At 63.2% G+C, this 15,825-nt stretch carries 10 protein-coding genes; 4 read left to right on the top strand and 6 right to left on the bottom strand.

The genetic code is table 11. From position 1 onward, the window contains the following. Positions 1-138 precede the first annotated feature (138 nt). The 6 genes from Pan216_RS21460 to Pan216_RS21435 form a co-directional block, all read right to left on the bottom strand. Positions 139-2,961 carry a hypothetical protein gene (locus Pan216_RS21460; RefSeq protein WP_145261227.1) on the bottom strand — a complete coding sequence of 941 codons (2,823 nt, stop codon included), beginning with the start codon at positions 2,959-2,961 and terminating at the stop codon, positions 139-141. Further along, positions 2,958-4,154, bottom strand: a complete 1,197-nt coding sequence (locus tag Pan216_RS21455; RefSeq protein WP_145261224.1) for a MotA/TolQ/ExbB proton channel family protein — start codon at positions 4,152-4,154, stop codon at positions 2,958-2,960. Before Pan216_RS21455 ends, Pan216_RS21460 begins: the two co-directional genes overlap by 4 nt. Before the next feature lie 287 nt (positions 4,155-4,441). Continuing rightward, positions 4,442-5,374, bottom strand: a complete 933-nt coding sequence (locus Pan216_RS21450; protein ID WP_145261222.1) for a pyridoxal-phosphate dependent enzyme — start codon at positions 5,372-5,374, stop codon at positions 4,442-4,444. A 7-nt stretch (positions 5,375-5,381) separates the two neighbouring features. Beyond that, a complete protein-coding gene (locus Pan216_RS21445) occupies positions 5,382-5,933 on the bottom strand; it encodes a hypothetical protein (RefSeq protein WP_145261220.1) in 552 nt (183 codons plus the stop codon). Then, positions 5,930-6,577 (bottom strand): HPP family protein, encoded by a 648-nt coding sequence (locus Pan216_RS21440; RefSeq protein WP_145261217.1) that lies wholly within the window; start codon positions 6,575-6,577, stop codon positions 5,930-5,932. The genes Pan216_RS21445 and Pan216_RS21440 overlap by 4 nt, the downstream gene beginning before the upstream one ends. Positions 6,578-7,111: 534 nt before the next feature. Continuing rightward, positions 7,112-9,088, bottom strand: coding sequence for a two-component system response regulator (locus Pan216_RS21435; RefSeq protein WP_419192818.1), 1,977 nt, complete (start codon positions 9,086-9,088; stop codon positions 7,112-7,114). A 322-nt stretch (positions 9,089-9,410) separates the two neighbouring features. On the opposite strand from Pan216_RS21435, the gene Pan216_RS21430 reads away from it, so the two are divergent. From Pan216_RS21430 to ilvB, 4 genes are all read left to right on the top strand, one after another. After that, positions 9,411-10,103 (top strand): ABC transporter ATP-binding protein, encoded by a 693-nt coding sequence (locus tag Pan216_RS21430; protein ID WP_145261212.1) that lies wholly within the window; start codon positions 9,411-9,413, stop codon positions 10,101-10,103. Then, on the top strand, positions 10,087-12,711 hold the full coding sequence (locus Pan216_RS21425; protein ID WP_145261210.1) for an FtsX-like permease family protein: 2,625 nt from the start codon (positions 10,087-10,089) through the stop codon (positions 12,709-12,711). Before Pan216_RS21430 ends, Pan216_RS21425 begins: the two co-directional genes overlap by 17 nt. Positions 12,712-12,715: 4 nt before the next feature. After that, positions 12,716-13,843 carry a lipocalin-like domain-containing protein gene (locus tag Pan216_RS21420; protein WP_145261208.1) on the top strand — a complete coding sequence of 376 codons (1,128 nt, stop codon included), beginning with the start codon at positions 12,716-12,718 and terminating at the stop codon, positions 13,841-13,843. 240 nt (positions 13,844-14,083) lie between these two features. Then, a complete protein-coding gene (gene ilvB, locus Pan216_RS21415) occupies positions 14,084-15,817 on the top strand; it encodes a biosynthetic-type acetolactate synthase large subunit (RefSeq protein ID WP_145261206.1) in 1,734 nt (577 codons plus the stop codon). Positions 15,818-15,825: the final 8 nt, after the last annotated feature.

The following is a 15,825-nucleotide window of genomic DNA, read 5'->3' as shown; positions in this document are numbered from 1 at the left end:
CTCTGTTCCAACCTAACGTTGGTGTTGGTACGACCCCAACCCTTTGGCACTGGCTGGCAAGCAGTCAGTGGCACCCCAAAAAGTCGATGGGCCAGTGCACGAGCCTCTTGGCGAATGGCACCGAATGGTTCCTGGCGATCATTCCTCGGCCATGAAGCGATCGAAGTTGAGCACCGACTCCGCATTGATCAGTTCACGCCGAGATTGGAAACGCTCGTCCTTGAGCATCGTCGTTCGAAGCCGATAGTAGTTCTCGAGCCCGCCGGGGCGAACCTTGAAGACGATGACCGGTTCCCAACGATGCAGCGGTCCGGGCGGTGGTCCCCAGCTTAGCCGCTGTTGGCGAACATGACGGTAGACCGCTCCCAGTCCAGCTTCGGTCTCGTCCTCGTTTCGCAGCGAGACGAACTCCTTCTCCGGGTGCATGACGAGCCCGACGCGTCGACACTCGATGATGATGTCTCGGGTGATCGGCTTGCGATCGACGCGGAAGCCCTGCATGCCCGGTTCGGCGAAGGGCGTTTCCTCGCCCCACGAGAACCGGTCCTCGTCGTCCGCGACTTCTCGACGCTCGCCGGAGCGCGGCTGGAAGAGGATCTCGCCAAAACTTCCCGCGGGAGGAGATCCGCCCGGTGGCGCCGCTTGACCTTCGAGCCCTCCGGTGGAGGGAGGCGGTCCGGCCGCGGGCTGGCCGTACGTCCCGCTTCCTTGACCCGGCGAACCGGCACTAGCCGAGGGGGCTCCCGCGGAAAACGTCGACGATCCTGGCGATCCGCCGGGGGAGCCTTGCGACGCGGGGCCGCTCGATCCCCCGCTTCCGAAGGGGCTGCTTTGGCTGCCGGGCACGCCGACGCCCGGGGAGGACGATGCCTGGTTTCCGTCCGCCGCCGAGGCCGAGGCGAAGCGAGTTCCCGGACCGTTTTCGCGAGGCATCAGGATGTCGGCGAAGGTCCCGTGGCCACCTTGCCCGGTGCCGGGTTGAGTTCCCTCGCCATCACGCGCCGCGATGTCCGAACTGCCCGATCCCTGGCCGGTGTTTTCGCCGCTTGGGGAGTTCTCGCCGTCCCCGAGTCCGCTGGCCGAAGCGCCCGTTCCGCCGAATGATCCGTCCCGGCTTCCCGCGGTGCTTCCCGTCAATGATCCGATGAGGGGGCCGTCGCTGGCTTGACCGCCGGCGCCGGTCAGTTCGGACGATCCTCCGCCTGGTCCGGTGCCCGTTTCTCCCGCCATGCCGTTGGAAGATCCTGGTTCATCACCGGTGGGGGTGCCTCCGAGTGGGGAGCCTCCCGTTCCCGTTCCGCCCGACGCGGTCATGGGTGACAAGTCGCCACTGCCGTTGCCACCAGTTCCGTAGGGACTGGTGCCATTGGACCGAGTTCCGTAGGGATTGGTGCCATTGGACCCCGTCCCGAAGCCTCCGGGGCCGTTGCCGCCCTGGGCTCCCGAGTTCGCTCCACCCGCCACGGACATGGGTGGGAACGACGGCGGGGTACCGCTCGAACCTTCGCCGAGGGCTTGGTCGTCCCGCGAACCACCCCCGAGGAGTCGGTCGCCTTCTGGTCCGCTTCCGCCGAAAGCGGACCGATTGCGGCCGCCCATGGAGGTCGAGCCATGGGGCCCGCCCAAAGAGGTCGAGCCATGGGGCCCGCCCAAAGAGGTCGAGCCGCCGGAGCGCCTGTTGTCAAACGTCGAGGAACCATTGCCACGACCGTTTCGCGACGTACTCGCGAGATCCTCGCCAGGGTAGGGAAGTCCCGTTGGCCCCTGAGGGGATGTCCATCGCGAGCCGGGTCGGTTCATCGACCGACTGCGAAGTCGACGGGCCGGGCCGGCGTGGAGTTCGCGCGTCACCTCGTCGAGCGAAGAGTCTTCTTCTCCCTCGTCGCCATTCAAGGACCCTAGGCCTCTGCCTTCACCCGGTCTTCTCATCCCGGAGAAGGGAGGTTGTCGGCCGTGAGATCCGCGGGCGAGTGGTCCGGAGTAGGGGGACGGGCGGTAACGCGGGGCCATTCGCCGCTGACGTTCGAGCACCTCGTTCGCCAGCCGTTCGATCTTCGGGTCCGCGTTGGGGAAGGCGAGATCGACGTCGCTGGCGACGAGTTCGTAGCCATAGGGAGCCTCGACGTGTTCGATCGCCTTCCGGGCGAGATAGTAAGCCGCGATGCCGTCAGGTCGGACCAGGAAGAGCGGATAGGGAGTGACCTTCTCGCGCGAGTCATTCCCTTGGGACTCGGGCCAGGAATCGACGATCGCCCTGACGACTTCGGCGAGGGAGTTGTCCCACCGCTCGGGATGCGCCAGATCGGCCGGCGTAATGACGACCCCTTCGGGCTGGAGCGTGATCGTCTCGGAGCGGCACTCGAGGTAGATCGGTCGTCGCGGCGTTCCGTTCGGCCCCGTGTAGGGCACGATGGCGTAGCGATTCTCGATGTGCTTCTCGTCCCACTCGAGCTGTCGCTTCTTCTTTTCGAGCGAGCCGCGTTCGCGTTCGAGCTGGGTCAGCTTTCGCGATGTTGCCTCGCGGGCGCTGGCCAAGAGGGAACGCTGCTGCCGCAATTGCTCGAGCAGGCGCTTGACCCGCTCGGGATCGATCGGCTCGCTCGACGCGGACTTCTCCCGTGCGGCGAGAGCGGCCCATTGGTCCAGGAGCCGGTCGCGCTCGCCCAGCAGCTTCTCGCGCGGGTCGCGCAAGGCCGGTAGCGGCGGCAACTCGAGCTCCGCCAAGGGCGGGAGCTGCGACGGGGCCGGAAGCGGCTCATAGCGTTCGATCTCAGGCAGCGGCGGAAGTGGCGGCGGCTCCTTGAGGGGAGCGACCGCCCGTTGTGCCTCGGCTTCTCGGCTACGTTGGGCTTGGCGGGTGATAATCAGGAGCAGGAGAATCATTGCCCCCATCGTGCTCACGAGCACGGCAAGGAACGGGAAGATGCTGCCACGATCGGACTTGGTAGGCCGACGTCTCATGCGGCAGGCTTCTCCAGTTTCGTGCCGCCACGCGCCGTCATCAAGTGGATGGCCGCGGTGAGGCTGTGAAGGATTTGTTCGAAGTCATGGGTTTGACGAATCGCGTCCAAATTGTCGTTGAGTCGTTGCTGCACGAGCGAGAGCTGACTCTCTCCCTTGATCACGTCGGAGAGACGATCGGTCAACTTGTTCAAGTCGTGTTCGAGGCTCGCAAGTCGATCGGTGGTCTTGCCCAACGCTTCGACTTGTTTCTGACGTTCCAAACGCACGTTCTCAAGAAGAAAAGCGAACTGCTCGGCGATCCGACCGACCGCTGCCTCGTCTTGAGTGCGCGCCTTCGCGAAGGCTTCGGACCAAAGATCGGCCTGGCTCTTCACCAAGGCCTCGGTGTGGGCGATGACCGACGTGCTCGACTCCTCGAGGACTCGCAGGTAGGGCTCCATCTCGGGGCCGCCGGCGAGGAAACGATGGGGGAGCTCGGAGATCGCGAAGCTTTCCACCCGATCGAGGACCTTCTGTTGCTGACGTTCCACGAGGAAGGTCGCGAACATGATGCCGATCGACAGCGTCAACGCCAATGCCGTGGTGTCGAAGGCGACCGCAAGTCCGCTGGTCACTTCCGAGAGGGAGGTTTCGATCTGCTCGGGACTGATGTTGGCGATGGCGAGCGTGATGCCGATGACGGTCCCGAGGAAGCCGAGGATGGGAACCATCCAAGCGACGAGACGCACAAAGGCGAAATTGCCGTGGGCCCGTTCGGACTCGACATCGGCCAGGTACGTAAGGTGTTCCTCGATCCGGTCGGCGGAGCGCTTCTCGCAAACGTATTCGAGTGCCTTGTCGAGGCGCTGCCCGAGATACGTGCTTCGCAGCTTCGCGGGCGCCGCTTTGATTCGCTCCAGGAGCCCGGTCGCGACATTCACCGGCTGCGGTCCCACGCGAGGAGGTAGCCAGTCGTAGCCGAGCGCTCGCCGTTCCCCGGACAGGTCGACGAACTTGATCAGCAAGTCGGCGAGGGCCCAGAAGAACATCGCCACGGTGACGTACTCGACCGGATGGCCGGTGGAGTAGCGATCGGCGATCGTCCCGTGCAAGGGGCCGAAGAGGACCATGGAGTAGAAGAGCCCGGTCGCGATCATGCCGATCGCAAGAGAAGCTCCCGAAAGCTTTAGCGAGCTCAAGACCATTCTCATCTCTTCTCCCTCTACTCAACTTGCCCCGCCGTCGGGCACGACGGATTTCAAGACGTCGCCACCGGTGCCGAGGGTCGCTCATACCCAGAGTTGGCGACGCGCGGAAGCCGAGCTGACCCGGCTGGAAGCTAGTCCATCGTCAGAATCGACATTCGGAGTCCAATTCTTTGGAATCTTCGGATCAATCTGAACTTTCCGCGTCGAGCGGGGGCTTGGTGACATCGGGGAGGTGTGCGAGGAGCCGGCGGAATGGAGGAGTGTGGGAAGGCGTCGAACTCATCGGAGGGTCAGCGCCGCGGCGACAGATCGACGTTCCCTCCCGACAAGATGATGCCCAGACGTTTGCCGGGAATCGCGTCGGGTTGTTCGAGGAGCGAGCCGAGAGGAACGGCCGACGACGGCTCGACCAGAAGCTTGGTCCGCTCGAGCAACAGACGCCAGGCTTCCTCGATGCCGGTCTCGCTGACGGTGACGACCGCGTGCACATACTCGCGCATCAAGGGAAAGTTTCTTTCCCCAAGGGCCGTTCGCAACCCGTCGGCGATGGTCGTGCCCGACGGCGCCGGCTGACGCTCGCCCGAGGTCCATCCGAGGTAGGCATCGTTCGCGGCTTCGGGTTCACAGGCGATCACGCGAGGTTCGGGGACTGCTCCCTGGACGGCGAGGAGCGTTCCTCCCAGAAGTCCCCCACCTCCCACCGGAACGAGCATGGCGTCGAGATTGGGCACTTGCTCGAGGAGTTCGAGGGCCGCGGTCCCTTGGCCGGCGATGATGCGTTCGTCATCGTAGGGATGGATCAGCGTTCCACCCGACTCGTCGAGGATTCGCCGGGTGGTCTCTTCGCGTGCCTGGAGCGTCGGTTCGCAGAAGGAGATCGTGGCTCCGTACTCCCGAACGGCGGTGACCTTCACCCTCGGTGCCGACGTCGGCATGACGACATGGACGGGGACCTGCAAGAGCTGGCCAGCCAGCGCGAGCGCCCCGGCGTGATTGCCCGAGGAATGGGTGACGACGCCCCGACTCCGGGCAATCTCATCGAGACAAAGCAGCGCGTGGGTCGCTCCTCGAAACTTGAACGCCCCGGCCCGCTGCAAGTTCTCGCACTTGAAGAATAGTTCGCGCCCAGACTCGCGATCGAGCAGGCGACTGGTGTGAACCGGCGTGCGGTGGACCCAGGGCGCGAGGCGGCGCTGGGCCGCGAAGACGTCGTCTCGTGTCATGATCCGGTCAGAACCCCGAGATTTTAAGGTCTTCTTTTTGACGTTGGCGCCAGCCCTCGAAGCTGGCCTCGGTGGGCAGGTGGATCGCGATGGCGATCAGCAGGACGGCGACGACCGCCAGCAGCCATATCGGACCTCCGAGGATGAGCGCGATCAAGAGAAAGAAGGCGGGTCCCTCGAGTATCGCGCAGCGAATGATGGTGCTCGTTTGAAAGAGTCCCGCCAACTGGCGATCGACGGATTCTTCGTCGCCGTCGCGTAGTCGTTGTTGAAGATCGCTGCGTGGCGTCTTCGTGATGATGGAACCGACGATCGGATGGGCAACGAGTGACATGGCCGCCATCGCCAGCGCGGCGATCGTGATGATATCGGCCGGGGACTCTCCCTCGGGGGCGGCCGCCTGGGGGACATCTTTCTCGATGACGCCAAGTGAGATCGCCGTGGCGACCCCCGCGAAGGTGAGCACGCCCATGCAGAGGGCGGCGACGATGATTTGCAGGGTTCGGACGAGTTGTTTGGGATCGCCGAGGAGTTGCTGGTTGCTGCCACTCGTGTTCATGAGGAAGAGTCCTTCGTGGGTTCCGCGGGTGCCTGAGCGATCGAGACGAGGATCTCCTTCCCGTAATACTCTCGCCGAAACTCCTTGGCAAAGTCGCGGAAATGGAGGTCCTTCATGATCAAATAAGCGAAGACTTTGATAAGGATCAGGACGCACTCGATCATCAGGAACAAGATGACCAGCGTCCCCAGGCTGCGTTGATAGATGACGAACGCGAGCGCGGCGCCGACCGCCGAGGGGTGCATCGCGTCGAGCAGCCGAGCGAGCACGACCGCGGTGGTGACGATGAGGAAACAGTGCAGCGGCAGCAGACTCTGGTGAAACTCGCGAAGCGGGTAATAAGCCAAGCTTACCGCGCACGCGATCAGGTAGGCGATGCTGACCGACCGCAGACTGTTGACGCGCGCCAGCGGCGCCATCACGATCGCCGCCGACGAACTTCCCAAGCAGCCGAACAGGAGAATGGCCGATTCGTGATGGGCATGCCGGGTAGCCCAGGCGACGAAGCCGACCGCGCCGCCGGCGACCAAGCCGTTGATGATGCCGCCGAACCACGGGTTGCGTTTCTCGACCGAGTCGATTTCCGTCGCGATCGAATCGGAGACTCGATCGAGATTCTCGATGATATGCACCAGTCCTGACATGACCCTCACCGATTCGTCGTGCGGGGAATTCACGGACCGCTGATGGCAGCGATCGGCGTGACGGTTCGTTTGGCCGTCGTTCCCCGGTCCAGGAAGCGAACGGGCACTGTTTTAGGAGCCGAGGGCCGCGTGACGATTCGACTTCCTTTCGACAAGTCGCCATCGGACCGTGAGGAAGCTTGCCGAATCATCGACGTTTCCCGCCTGCCCACGGCGAGCGTGAGTCTTTTGAACTTGCCCACGGCGAGCGTGAGCAGGGGGGCACCCAAGAGTGTTGGGCGAGCGAACTCACTCGTCAGGACATTGGGCTTCGTCTCAAAAGTTGATCGTCGGCCCGAGGCAACGTAGCCAGCCGAAGCCAGAGCCGACTCTTGAGACGGAGCCTAGTGCTCTGTTCCAACTTGAATTTAGTGTTGGTGCAACTCCATCCCTTTGCCACTGGCTGGCAAGCAGTCAGTGGCACCCCAAACTTAGATGGAGCAGCGCACTCGGAAGGGATTCGTCGCCGCGGGCTCGATCTTGGGAAGTGGCCTCTCACCAATCGAGGGGAGCGCCGAGGAGTCGCTCGGCGATGTCTCCGCAGACGGGACGGGAAAAGTAGAAACCCTGCGCCAGGCTGCAACCGAGCTCTTGGATCTGATGGATCTGTTCGGGCAGCTCGACCCCTTCGGCGACGCAGGCCATCCCGAGATTCGAGGCGAGCGAGACGATCGTGCGGACGATCTCGTGATCGGGGCCACGCGATTGGTGAAGGTCACGAATGAACGACCGATCGATTTTGAGGGTGTCGATCGGCAAATGGTGGAGATAGCTCAGCGACGAATAGCCGGTGCCGAAGTCGTCGATCCCGAGCTGGATGTCGAGAGCCCGGAGCTGCAAGAGGGTCGCGGTGATCGTCGCCGCGTTGTCCATCATGACACTCTCGGTGATCTCCAGACGGATGTGGCGTTCGTTGACGCCGGTCTGATCGAGCACCTCCCCAATGACGTCGATGAGTTGGGGATCGGAGAACTGTCGGCTTGAGACGTTGATGCTCATCTCGATGTCGCGAGCCTCCTTGGTGGCCTGTTCCCAGCGGCGCAGTTGACGGCACGCCTCGCCGATCATCCATTGGCCGATGGGGATGATCAGTCCCGTCTCCTCGGCGATGGGGATGAATTCCGAGGGAGGCAGCAGGCCGCGTTCGGGATGTTGCCAACGAATGAGAGCCTCGAAACCGCGGATGCGCCGCTCCTCGAGTGAGACGATCGGCTGATAGTAGGCGACGAACTCCGAGCGTTCGATCGCTTGGTGCAGGTCCGCCTCGAGTTTGAGTCGGCGGGTCGCTTGGAGCTGCATCCCGCTGTCGAAGATGGCGTAGCGTGCCTTGCCGAGCGCCTTGGCTCGGGACATCGCGACGTCGGCGTCACGGAGAACGTCCATCGGCTCCTCGTAGCCGGGCTGACTCAGCGCGATCCCGATGCTCGCCGAAATGACGACCTTCACGTCGCCGAGCAAGAACGGGGGATCGAACTGTTCCTGGATCCGGTTGGCGACTCGAGTGGCGTCACTGAGATCGCGAACGTCGTCGAGAAGAACCGTGAACTCGTCTCCCGCGAGTCGGGCGACACTGTCGCCGGGACGCAGGCAATGCTCCAGGCGGCGCGCGATCTGAACGAGCAGTTCGTCGCCGCCGTCGTGACCGATGCTCTCGTTGACGCCTCGAAAACGATCGACGCCGATGACCAAGACGGCGTACTTGTAATTCTGTCGCCGCTGGGAGAACTTCAGGACCTGACCGAGTCGGTCGAGAAAGAGGCTGCGATTGGGCAGGCCGGTCAGGCTGTCGTGAAAAGAGTCGTAGCGGAGCTGTTCCTCGGCTTGGTGACGGCTTGACATCTCCTCGCGGAGCTGTGCTGTCTTGGTGTGAAGCTCGCGCCGTTGGAAGCGAACCCGAGCTTCGAGTTGCATGCGAAGGCGGAGTCGTTCGGACTCGAGTTCACGCTGCCGGCGTCTTGTCAGCGCGAGATTCTCGGCGACCTCGACGCGGACGCGAAATTGGTCGGCATGAAAGGGCTTGGCCAGGTAGTCGTCGGCACCGGCCTTCATCACTTCCCGCAGGCCGTCGACTTGGACCGCGCCGGTACAGATCGTGACGACGCATTCCTTTCCCTTTGGCATGGTCCGGAGGCGGCGACAGAGATCCAAACCGTCGGTGGAGTCTCCCAGGACGCAGTCGATGAACGCCAGTTCGAAGGTGTCCTGTCCGAAGGCTTCGATCGCCGACGCCGCATCCGGACACAACGTGACGTCGTGATGCAACTGCGTGAGAAGCCGTTTGATCAACAATCTTGTGGCGGCATTGTCCTCGACCACGAGGGATTTGAAGCGGGCGTTGGCACGGAGATCCTCGGCAGTTTCCACGTCGGTACTCTGCTTCGGGCTCTCGCGTTGGACCGTGACGCCGCCGCTTCCTCCGCGGTCGGTTGTGGAGATCGAGCCGCCTTTCGCACCGGGGAACGGATTTGCCATCGTTTCTCCACCGTGTGCTCGATCGCATTTCGTCCATCGTCGCACTACCGGCCCCGAGGGAGTTTGAGGATCCCGCGGGGGAAGCATGTGTCGACGGTACGTCAGACCACCGTCAAATGCCTCACCTTTCCGGTGAAAATGAAATGTACCCTATCATCTGTCGGCAAAGTTCTCAACATTCCCGTGAGCGAAGATCTTGGAACTCCCCCGGAGTCGCCCTGTGGTCGGATCCGTCGAGCCACCAGCGGCCGGATGATGGCGCGACGCTACAATCACTTGGTGACCGCTGAAGCGGATCGTGGTTTGGGAAGATGAGTTGGTCATGCTGGAAGTGGACGACGTCTACAAATCGTACGCCGCCGCGGACGCGCCCGCGCTGCGCGGGGTGAGTCTGCGGGCGGAGAAAGGCGACTTTCTCGCGATCATGGGACCGTCGGGGTGTGGCAAGTCGACGCTGCTGCATCTGGTCGGGGCGATGGATCAGCCAAGCAAGGGACGGGTTCTCGTCGATGGTCGATCGGTCGCCGATCTGGGTGATGACGAGTTGGCCCGCTGGAGGCGCCAGAAGATCGGTTTCGTCTTTCAGTTCTTCAATCTCTTGCCGACATTGACCGTGCTCGAAAATGTCGAGTTGCCGCGTTTGCTCGACGGGGACAATGGCGGCACGTGCCGGGAACGTGCCCAAGCGATGCTCGATCTCGTCGGCATGGGGACCAAATCGCGGCGCTTTCCCGCGGAGCTCTCCGGCGGGGAGATGCAGCGTGTCGCGATCGCCCGAGCCCTGGTCAACGAGCCTTCGCTGCTGCTCGCCGACGAACCGACCGGGAGCCTCGATACCGAGAATGGCGAATCGGTGATGCGTCTGCTGGCGGGTGTCAACCGAGATCTCGGTGTGACCCTTCTGTTGGCGACCCACTCAAGCGAGGCCGCCCGCCACGCGCGACGCCACGTTCACATGCGCGACGGTGCGATCGAGGCCCTGACGGAGAACCCCGACGTTGCCGCGTCTGTTTAGCCGATTCATTCTGCGTTCCCTCTGGCACCAGAAAGGGCGCTCGACGATCACCGTCCTCGGAATCGCCCTGGGGGTCGCCGTCGTCGTGGCGATTCGGATCGGCAACCACGGATCGATCGAGTCCTTCAAGACGGCGACCGAGTCGATCGCCGGCGCGACGTCGCTACAGATCACCGCCGGCAGCGGCCGCTTCGACGAGTTGCTCCTTAACGAGCTTGGCTGGCTCGATGGGTTAGGGAACGTTAGTCCCGTCGTCGAGGGCCAAGTCCTTTTCGAGGGCCACGATGGCGAGACGGCGGAGCTTCTCCAAGTCCTCGGCATCGACGCGCTGCGCGATCGGCCGGTGCGGAGCTACTACCTGCTCGAGTTCGACGACCGGCGACGCGAGCCGACCCCCCGGCAACTATTGGAACTGATCGTCGATCTCGATGCCGTGATTGCGACCGAAAAGTTCGCTCGTCAGCACGGACTCGCAATCGGGGACTCGTTTCCAGTGGTGGTCGGCGATCGGCGACGCGAGTTGACAATCAAGGGGCTGTTGCTGGACGAAGGGCCAGGGCGAACTCTCGATGGCAACTTCTTGCTGATGGACATCGCGGGAGCCCAAGAGCTCTTCGCGTGCATCGGACAGCTCGACCGACTCGACGTCCGGCTCCACGACGAGGACTCACTCGAGGAGGCGAAGGGAGCGATTGCCGAGCGTCTTGTTCCCGGCCTCATCGTCGAGCAACCCGACGATCGCTTCGGCCGAGTCGACCGAATGATCGCCGCCTTTCACTTCAACCTCAATGCCCTCGGCTCGGTCTCGCTCATCGTCGGTCTGTTCCTGATCTACAATTCGCTGACGATCAGCGTGACGATGCGCCGCGAGGAGATCGGCATGCTGCGCGCGGTCGGGGCAAGTCGCGTTCAGACCGCCTCGCTCTTCCTCGGGCAAGCACTACTCCTGACGATCGTCGGGGCCGGCCTCGGGCTGCTTCTCGGACGGATCTTGGGAGAGGTCGCCGTTCGGGCGACGACGGTGGCGGTGGAGACCTTCTACATCGCGGAAGCGGCGGTCGCGTCGACGGCCTCGCAGTCGCTTCGTTGGAGTGACGTCGGTTGGGCCCTCGGGTTGACGATTCCGTTGGGTCTCGTCGCCGCCCTTGGGCCGGCTCTCGAAGCGTCGCGAGTGTCTCCCTTGGAGGCGATTCGCGGGACGGGGCGTTTGGCGTCCGCGCGGCGTCCCTCGCGTTGGGCGCTAGTGGTGGCGGGGGTCGCGTTTCTGCTCACGACGGTGCTGGTGCGGTTCCCCTCCGTCGACGGGATTCCGGTTTGGGGCTACACGGCGGAGCTGACGTTGCTCCTTGGGGCCGCGGCGCTGGTTCCGTTGATTCTTTGGTCGCTTTGTCGTCTCTGGGAAGTGGGCGCCTCCTCTCTTCCACGAGGTTGGCGCGTGCCGGGAAAGCTCGCCGGGGCGAACCTGCGCGATGCCTCGACCCGAATCGGGGTTTCGGTCGCGGCCCTGGTGGTGAGCCTCGCGATGATGGTCGCCGTGGCGCTGATGATCGCGTCGTTTCGCTTCACGGTCACCTATTGGCTCGATCGCATCATCAGCGCCGATATCATGGTCAGGCCCGCCACGCTCAATTCTTCCATCGCGGAGTCGCAGATGAGTCCCGAGGCGCTCGCGATCCTTGCGAGCGATCCCGACGTCGAGGCGATCGACACGTTCAGCACGCGGCAGGCGCGGTTCGGCGACACCCTCGTGACGCTCGGTTGTGGTGACTTTCAAGTGTTGGCGGCGAAGGGACGACTTCTCTACGCCGCTCCCGCCCGGATGACGTCCGACGACGTCCGTCGCGCCGCCCGGGATGGGGAGGTCTTCATCTCCGAGAGTTTCTCGCTCCGGTTTGGCAAGACAGTCGGGGACGAGGTTCGCCTGCCGACGCCCAGCGGCGAGCGAGCGTTCCGGATCGCGGCAGTCTACTACGACTACTCGAACAATCGCGGCACGGTGGTCGTCGATCGACGTACCTTCGCCCGACTCTTTTCCCCAGATGGGCAAGAGCCGAGCCCCGCCAGCGCCGCGTTGTATCTTCGCGAAGGTGCCGATCCGGAAACGACGCGCACGCGACTGCTCAAGCGGCTGGGCGAGAACCATCGGCTCCTCCTCTTCACGCAGGCGAGCTTGCGCACTGAAGTGATGCGGATCTTCAACAGTACGTTCGCGATCACCTACGGGCTTCAGATCATCGCCATCGCCGCCGCCGTGATGGGAGTCCTCGGAACTCTCTACACGATCGTGCATGAACGACGTCGGGAGATCGGACTGCTTGGGGTGATGGGAGCGACCCGGAGTCAGATCCGCCGGATGATCGTGCTTGAGGCAACCCTCGTCGGAGGCGCCAGTCAACTCCTGGGCATCCTGCTTGGGATCGCGATGGCGGTCATTCTCGTCTTCGTGATCAACGTCCAGTCGTTTCATTGGACGATTCAGTTTCGTCCCCCGTGGTTCTTTCTCGCGCAGTCGACGGTGCTGGTGATCCTGGCCAGCGTGCTCGCCGGCCTCTATCCCGCGGCGCGAGCGACTCGATTTCGGTCCGCGGCCGAACTCAGGGAGGAGTGAGATCGTGTGTTGGCTCGCGATGATGGTGATGCTGCTTGGCGCCGAGGAGGCGACCTCCTACCAACCGACGTACAACGACGAGGGTTGGCGCGAGGCGATGCCCGGCTATTCCTTCTCGTTTCCGCGCGATCACGCGTCGCATCCCGACTGCCGGATCGAGTGGTGGTACTACACCGGCAATCTCGTCAGTGAGAACGGCCGCCGGTTCGGCTATCAATTGACCTTCTTTCGCACCGGGATCACCCTCGAGCCGAAGAGCGCGTCGCGTTGGGCGGTGCGCGATCTTTACATGACCCATTTCGCGATCTCCGACGGCTCCGCCCGCCGGCACCACGTCCACGAACGGCTCAACCGCGCGGGCGTTGGAATGGCTGGTGCCGCGACGAAGCACTATCGCGTTTGGAACGAGGGCTGGCAGGTTTCGCTCCGAGGAAACACTCACCACCTCGTCGCCGAGGCGGAAGGCGACGCGATCGACCTCGAGCTGACCCCGCTCAAGTCGCCGGCCCTGCACGGTCGCGACGGCATCAGCCAGAAGGGAGCCAAAGCGGGAAACGCGTCGCACTACTACTCCCTGACTCGCATGGAGACGAAGGGGACGGTCACCGTCGACGGCGTCACCCACCGGGTGAGGGGCCTAAGCTGGATGGATCACGAATTCGGCACGAGCTTCCTCGAGAAGGAACAGATTGGATGGGACTGGCTCTCGATCCAGCTCGACAATGACTGGGAACTGATGCTCTACCAGTTTCGCCGCTCCGACGGATCTTCCGATCCGCGCACCTCGGGTACTCTCGTTGATCCGGAGGGAGAGGCAACCCCGCTGGGGGCCGGCGATTTCACGATGTCGCCGGGAGAGACCTGGACCTCGTCGGCCAGCGGCGCCCGCTATCCCGTCTCGTGGAAGTTGTCGATTCCGGAACAAAAGGCCCAACTCGAGGTGCGGGCGATCTTTCCCCAGCAAGAGATGCGGACACCACTGAGCACCGACGTGACCTACTGGGAGGGAGCCATCGATGTTTCGGGCACCTTCGGTGGAGCGTCGGCGGGTGGATCGGGATACCTGGAAATGACGGGCTACAGTGGTCGTCCGCTGGGGGATTCATTCTCGTCGGACGGGAGAGTCCAATAGGGATTCTCGCGGCGGACCGCGAGTTCGTTGGAGACGCGTCGGAGACAATTGGTCGATCTCGTCCAACGAACCGAACCCTGGCGATGTCGGAACCCTCTGAATGCGGTGAGGGGAAATTACGCCAAATTTTGGTCCCACGGCCTCTCTTGGTTACAATGAGCGGATTGGGCGGAGACGACGTCCTCGCGTAGGAGGTACGTCCACGATGAAGATTCCGCCGCTAAGCGAAGGTGATGACTGATGTCGACGTGCTCTGAACCCGTGTTGGGCTGTGATCTGTTGGTGGATTGCATGATCCGCGAGGGTGTCGAGGTCGTCTTTGCGTATCCTGGTGGAGCGAGCATGCCGATCCACCAGGCGTTGACGCGTCGTTCGAAGGACTTGCGCACCATTCTCCCGCGTTTTGAGCAGGGAGGCGGGTTCGCCGCCGAGGGCTACGCCCGGGCCACGGGAAAGGTCGGCGTTTGCATCGCCACCAGCGGTCCTGGAGCGACCAACTTCACGACCTGCTTGGCCGACGCCAAGATGGATAGCACCCCGATCGTCGCTATCACCGGGCAGGTCCCGACGAAGGTGATCGGCACCGATGCCTTCCAAGAGACGCCGATCGTCGAGATCGCGCGTCCGATCACCAAGCACCACTTTCTGGTGCAGCACACTGAAGACATCCCGCGCGTCGTCAAGGAAGCCTTCTACATCGCCCAGTCGGGTCGTCCCGGACCGGTCCTGATTGACGTTCCCAAGGACCTGCAGAACCGCAGGATCGTCCCCGACTACGATCCCGCGATGAATCTCCCCGGCTACAACCCGGACAAGCACGCCTCGAGCGCCGAACTCGATCGGGTGATCGAGATGGTCAAGCAGGCCAAGCGTCCCGTCATCTACGCGGGCGGCGGCGTCGTCAGCAGCGACGCGTCGGCGGCCCTCAAGAAGTTCGCCATCTCCCTGGGCATTCCGGTGACGACGACCCTCCAGGGGATCGGCTGTTTCCCGGGCGAGCACTATCTCTCGCTGCACATGCTCGGCATGCACGGAACGGTTTACGCCAACTACGCCGTCGATGCCGCCGATTTGCTCTTGGCCTGGGGCGTTCGCTTCGACGATCGCGTGACCGGGAAGATCGACGAGTTCTGCAAGCACGGGAAGATCGTTCACATCGACATCGACTCCTCCGAACTCAACAAGAACAAGCCCGCGTGTCTGGCGATTCAGTCCGACATCCGCTACGCGATCGACGAACTCAACACCCGCGTCGAGGCCGAGCCGTTCAAGCTTCAGCTCGAGGACTGGCATCGGCAGATCGACGAATGGCGGACCTCCGAGCCGCTAAAGTACGACCTCCCCGAAGGGGCGATTCTCCCGCAGCACGCCATCAAGGAGATGTGGGAGTTGCTCAAGGAACGGGGCGAACTCGATCGTACCGTCGTGGCGACCGGCGTCGGCCAACATCAGATGTGGGCCGCCCAATACTGGAAGTTCAACGAGCCGCGCCTCTGGCTGACCTCCGGTGGCCTTGGGTCGATGGGTTACGGACTGCCCGCCGCGATGGGCGCCCAATCCGCTCATCCCGACAAGATCGTCATCGATATCGACGGCGATGGCAGCTTCCTGATGAACATTCAGGAACTGGCGACGATTCACACCGAGAACCTTCCCGTCAAAGTGCTGCTGCTCAACAACCAGCACCTCGGGATGGTCGTCCAGTGGGAAGATCGCTTCTACGAAAGCAATCGCGGACATACCTACCTCGGCGACGGCAACGACAAGCCGCCCTATCCCGACTTCGTCAAGATGGCCGAGTCGTTCGGGGTGCAGTCGAAGTCGATCCGGGATCCCCGCGACCTGCGTAGCTCGTTGGAAGAGATGATCGACTATGACGGGCCCTACGTGCTCAACGTCATGGTGCCGCATCAAGAGCATGTGTTGCCGATGATCCCCTCCGGTCAAACGGTACGCGACATCATCAAGACGTAAGGGGCTCT

The organism is Kolteria novifilia (assembly GCA_007748055.1).
GTDB classification, from domain to species: domain Bacteria; phylum Planctomycetota; class Planctomycetia; order Kolteriales; family Kolteriaceae; genus Kolteria; species Kolteria novifilia.
The sequence above is the reverse complement of the archived record's forward strand: the minus strand, read 5'-3'. Positions and strand labels throughout refer to the sequence as shown.

Coding starts and splice junctions, on each gene's coding strand:
- Pan216_RS21460 (WP_145261227.1), bottom strand. CDS start 2,961: ATGAGACGTCGGCCTACCAAGTCCGATCGTGGCAGCATCTTCCCGTTC.
- Pan216_RS21455 (WP_145261224.1), bottom strand. CDS start 4,154: ATGAGAATGGTCTTGAGCTCGCTAAAGCTTTCGGGAGCTTCTCTTGCG.
- Pan216_RS21450 (WP_145261222.1), bottom strand. CDS start 5,374: ATGACACGAGACGACGTCTTCGCGGCCCAGCGCCGCCTCGCGCCCTGG.
- Pan216_RS21445 (WP_145261220.1), bottom strand. CDS start 5,933: ATGAACACGAGTGGCAGCAACCAGCAACTCCTCGGCGATCCCAAACAA.
- Pan216_RS21440 (WP_145261217.1), bottom strand. CDS start 6,577: ATGTCAGGACTGGTGCATATCATCGAGAATCTCGATCGAGTCTCCGAT.
- Pan216_RS21435 (WP_419192818.1), bottom strand. CDS start 9,088: ATGGCAAATCCGTTCCCCGGTGCGAAAGGCGGCTCGATCTCCACAACC.
- Pan216_RS21430 (WP_145261212.1), top strand. CDS start 9,411: ATGCTGGAAGTGGACGACGTCTACAAATCGTACGCCGCCGCGGACGCG.
- ilvB (WP_145261206.1), top strand. CDS start 14,084: ATGTCGACGTGCTCTGAACCCGTGTTGGGCTGTGATCTGTTGGTGGAT.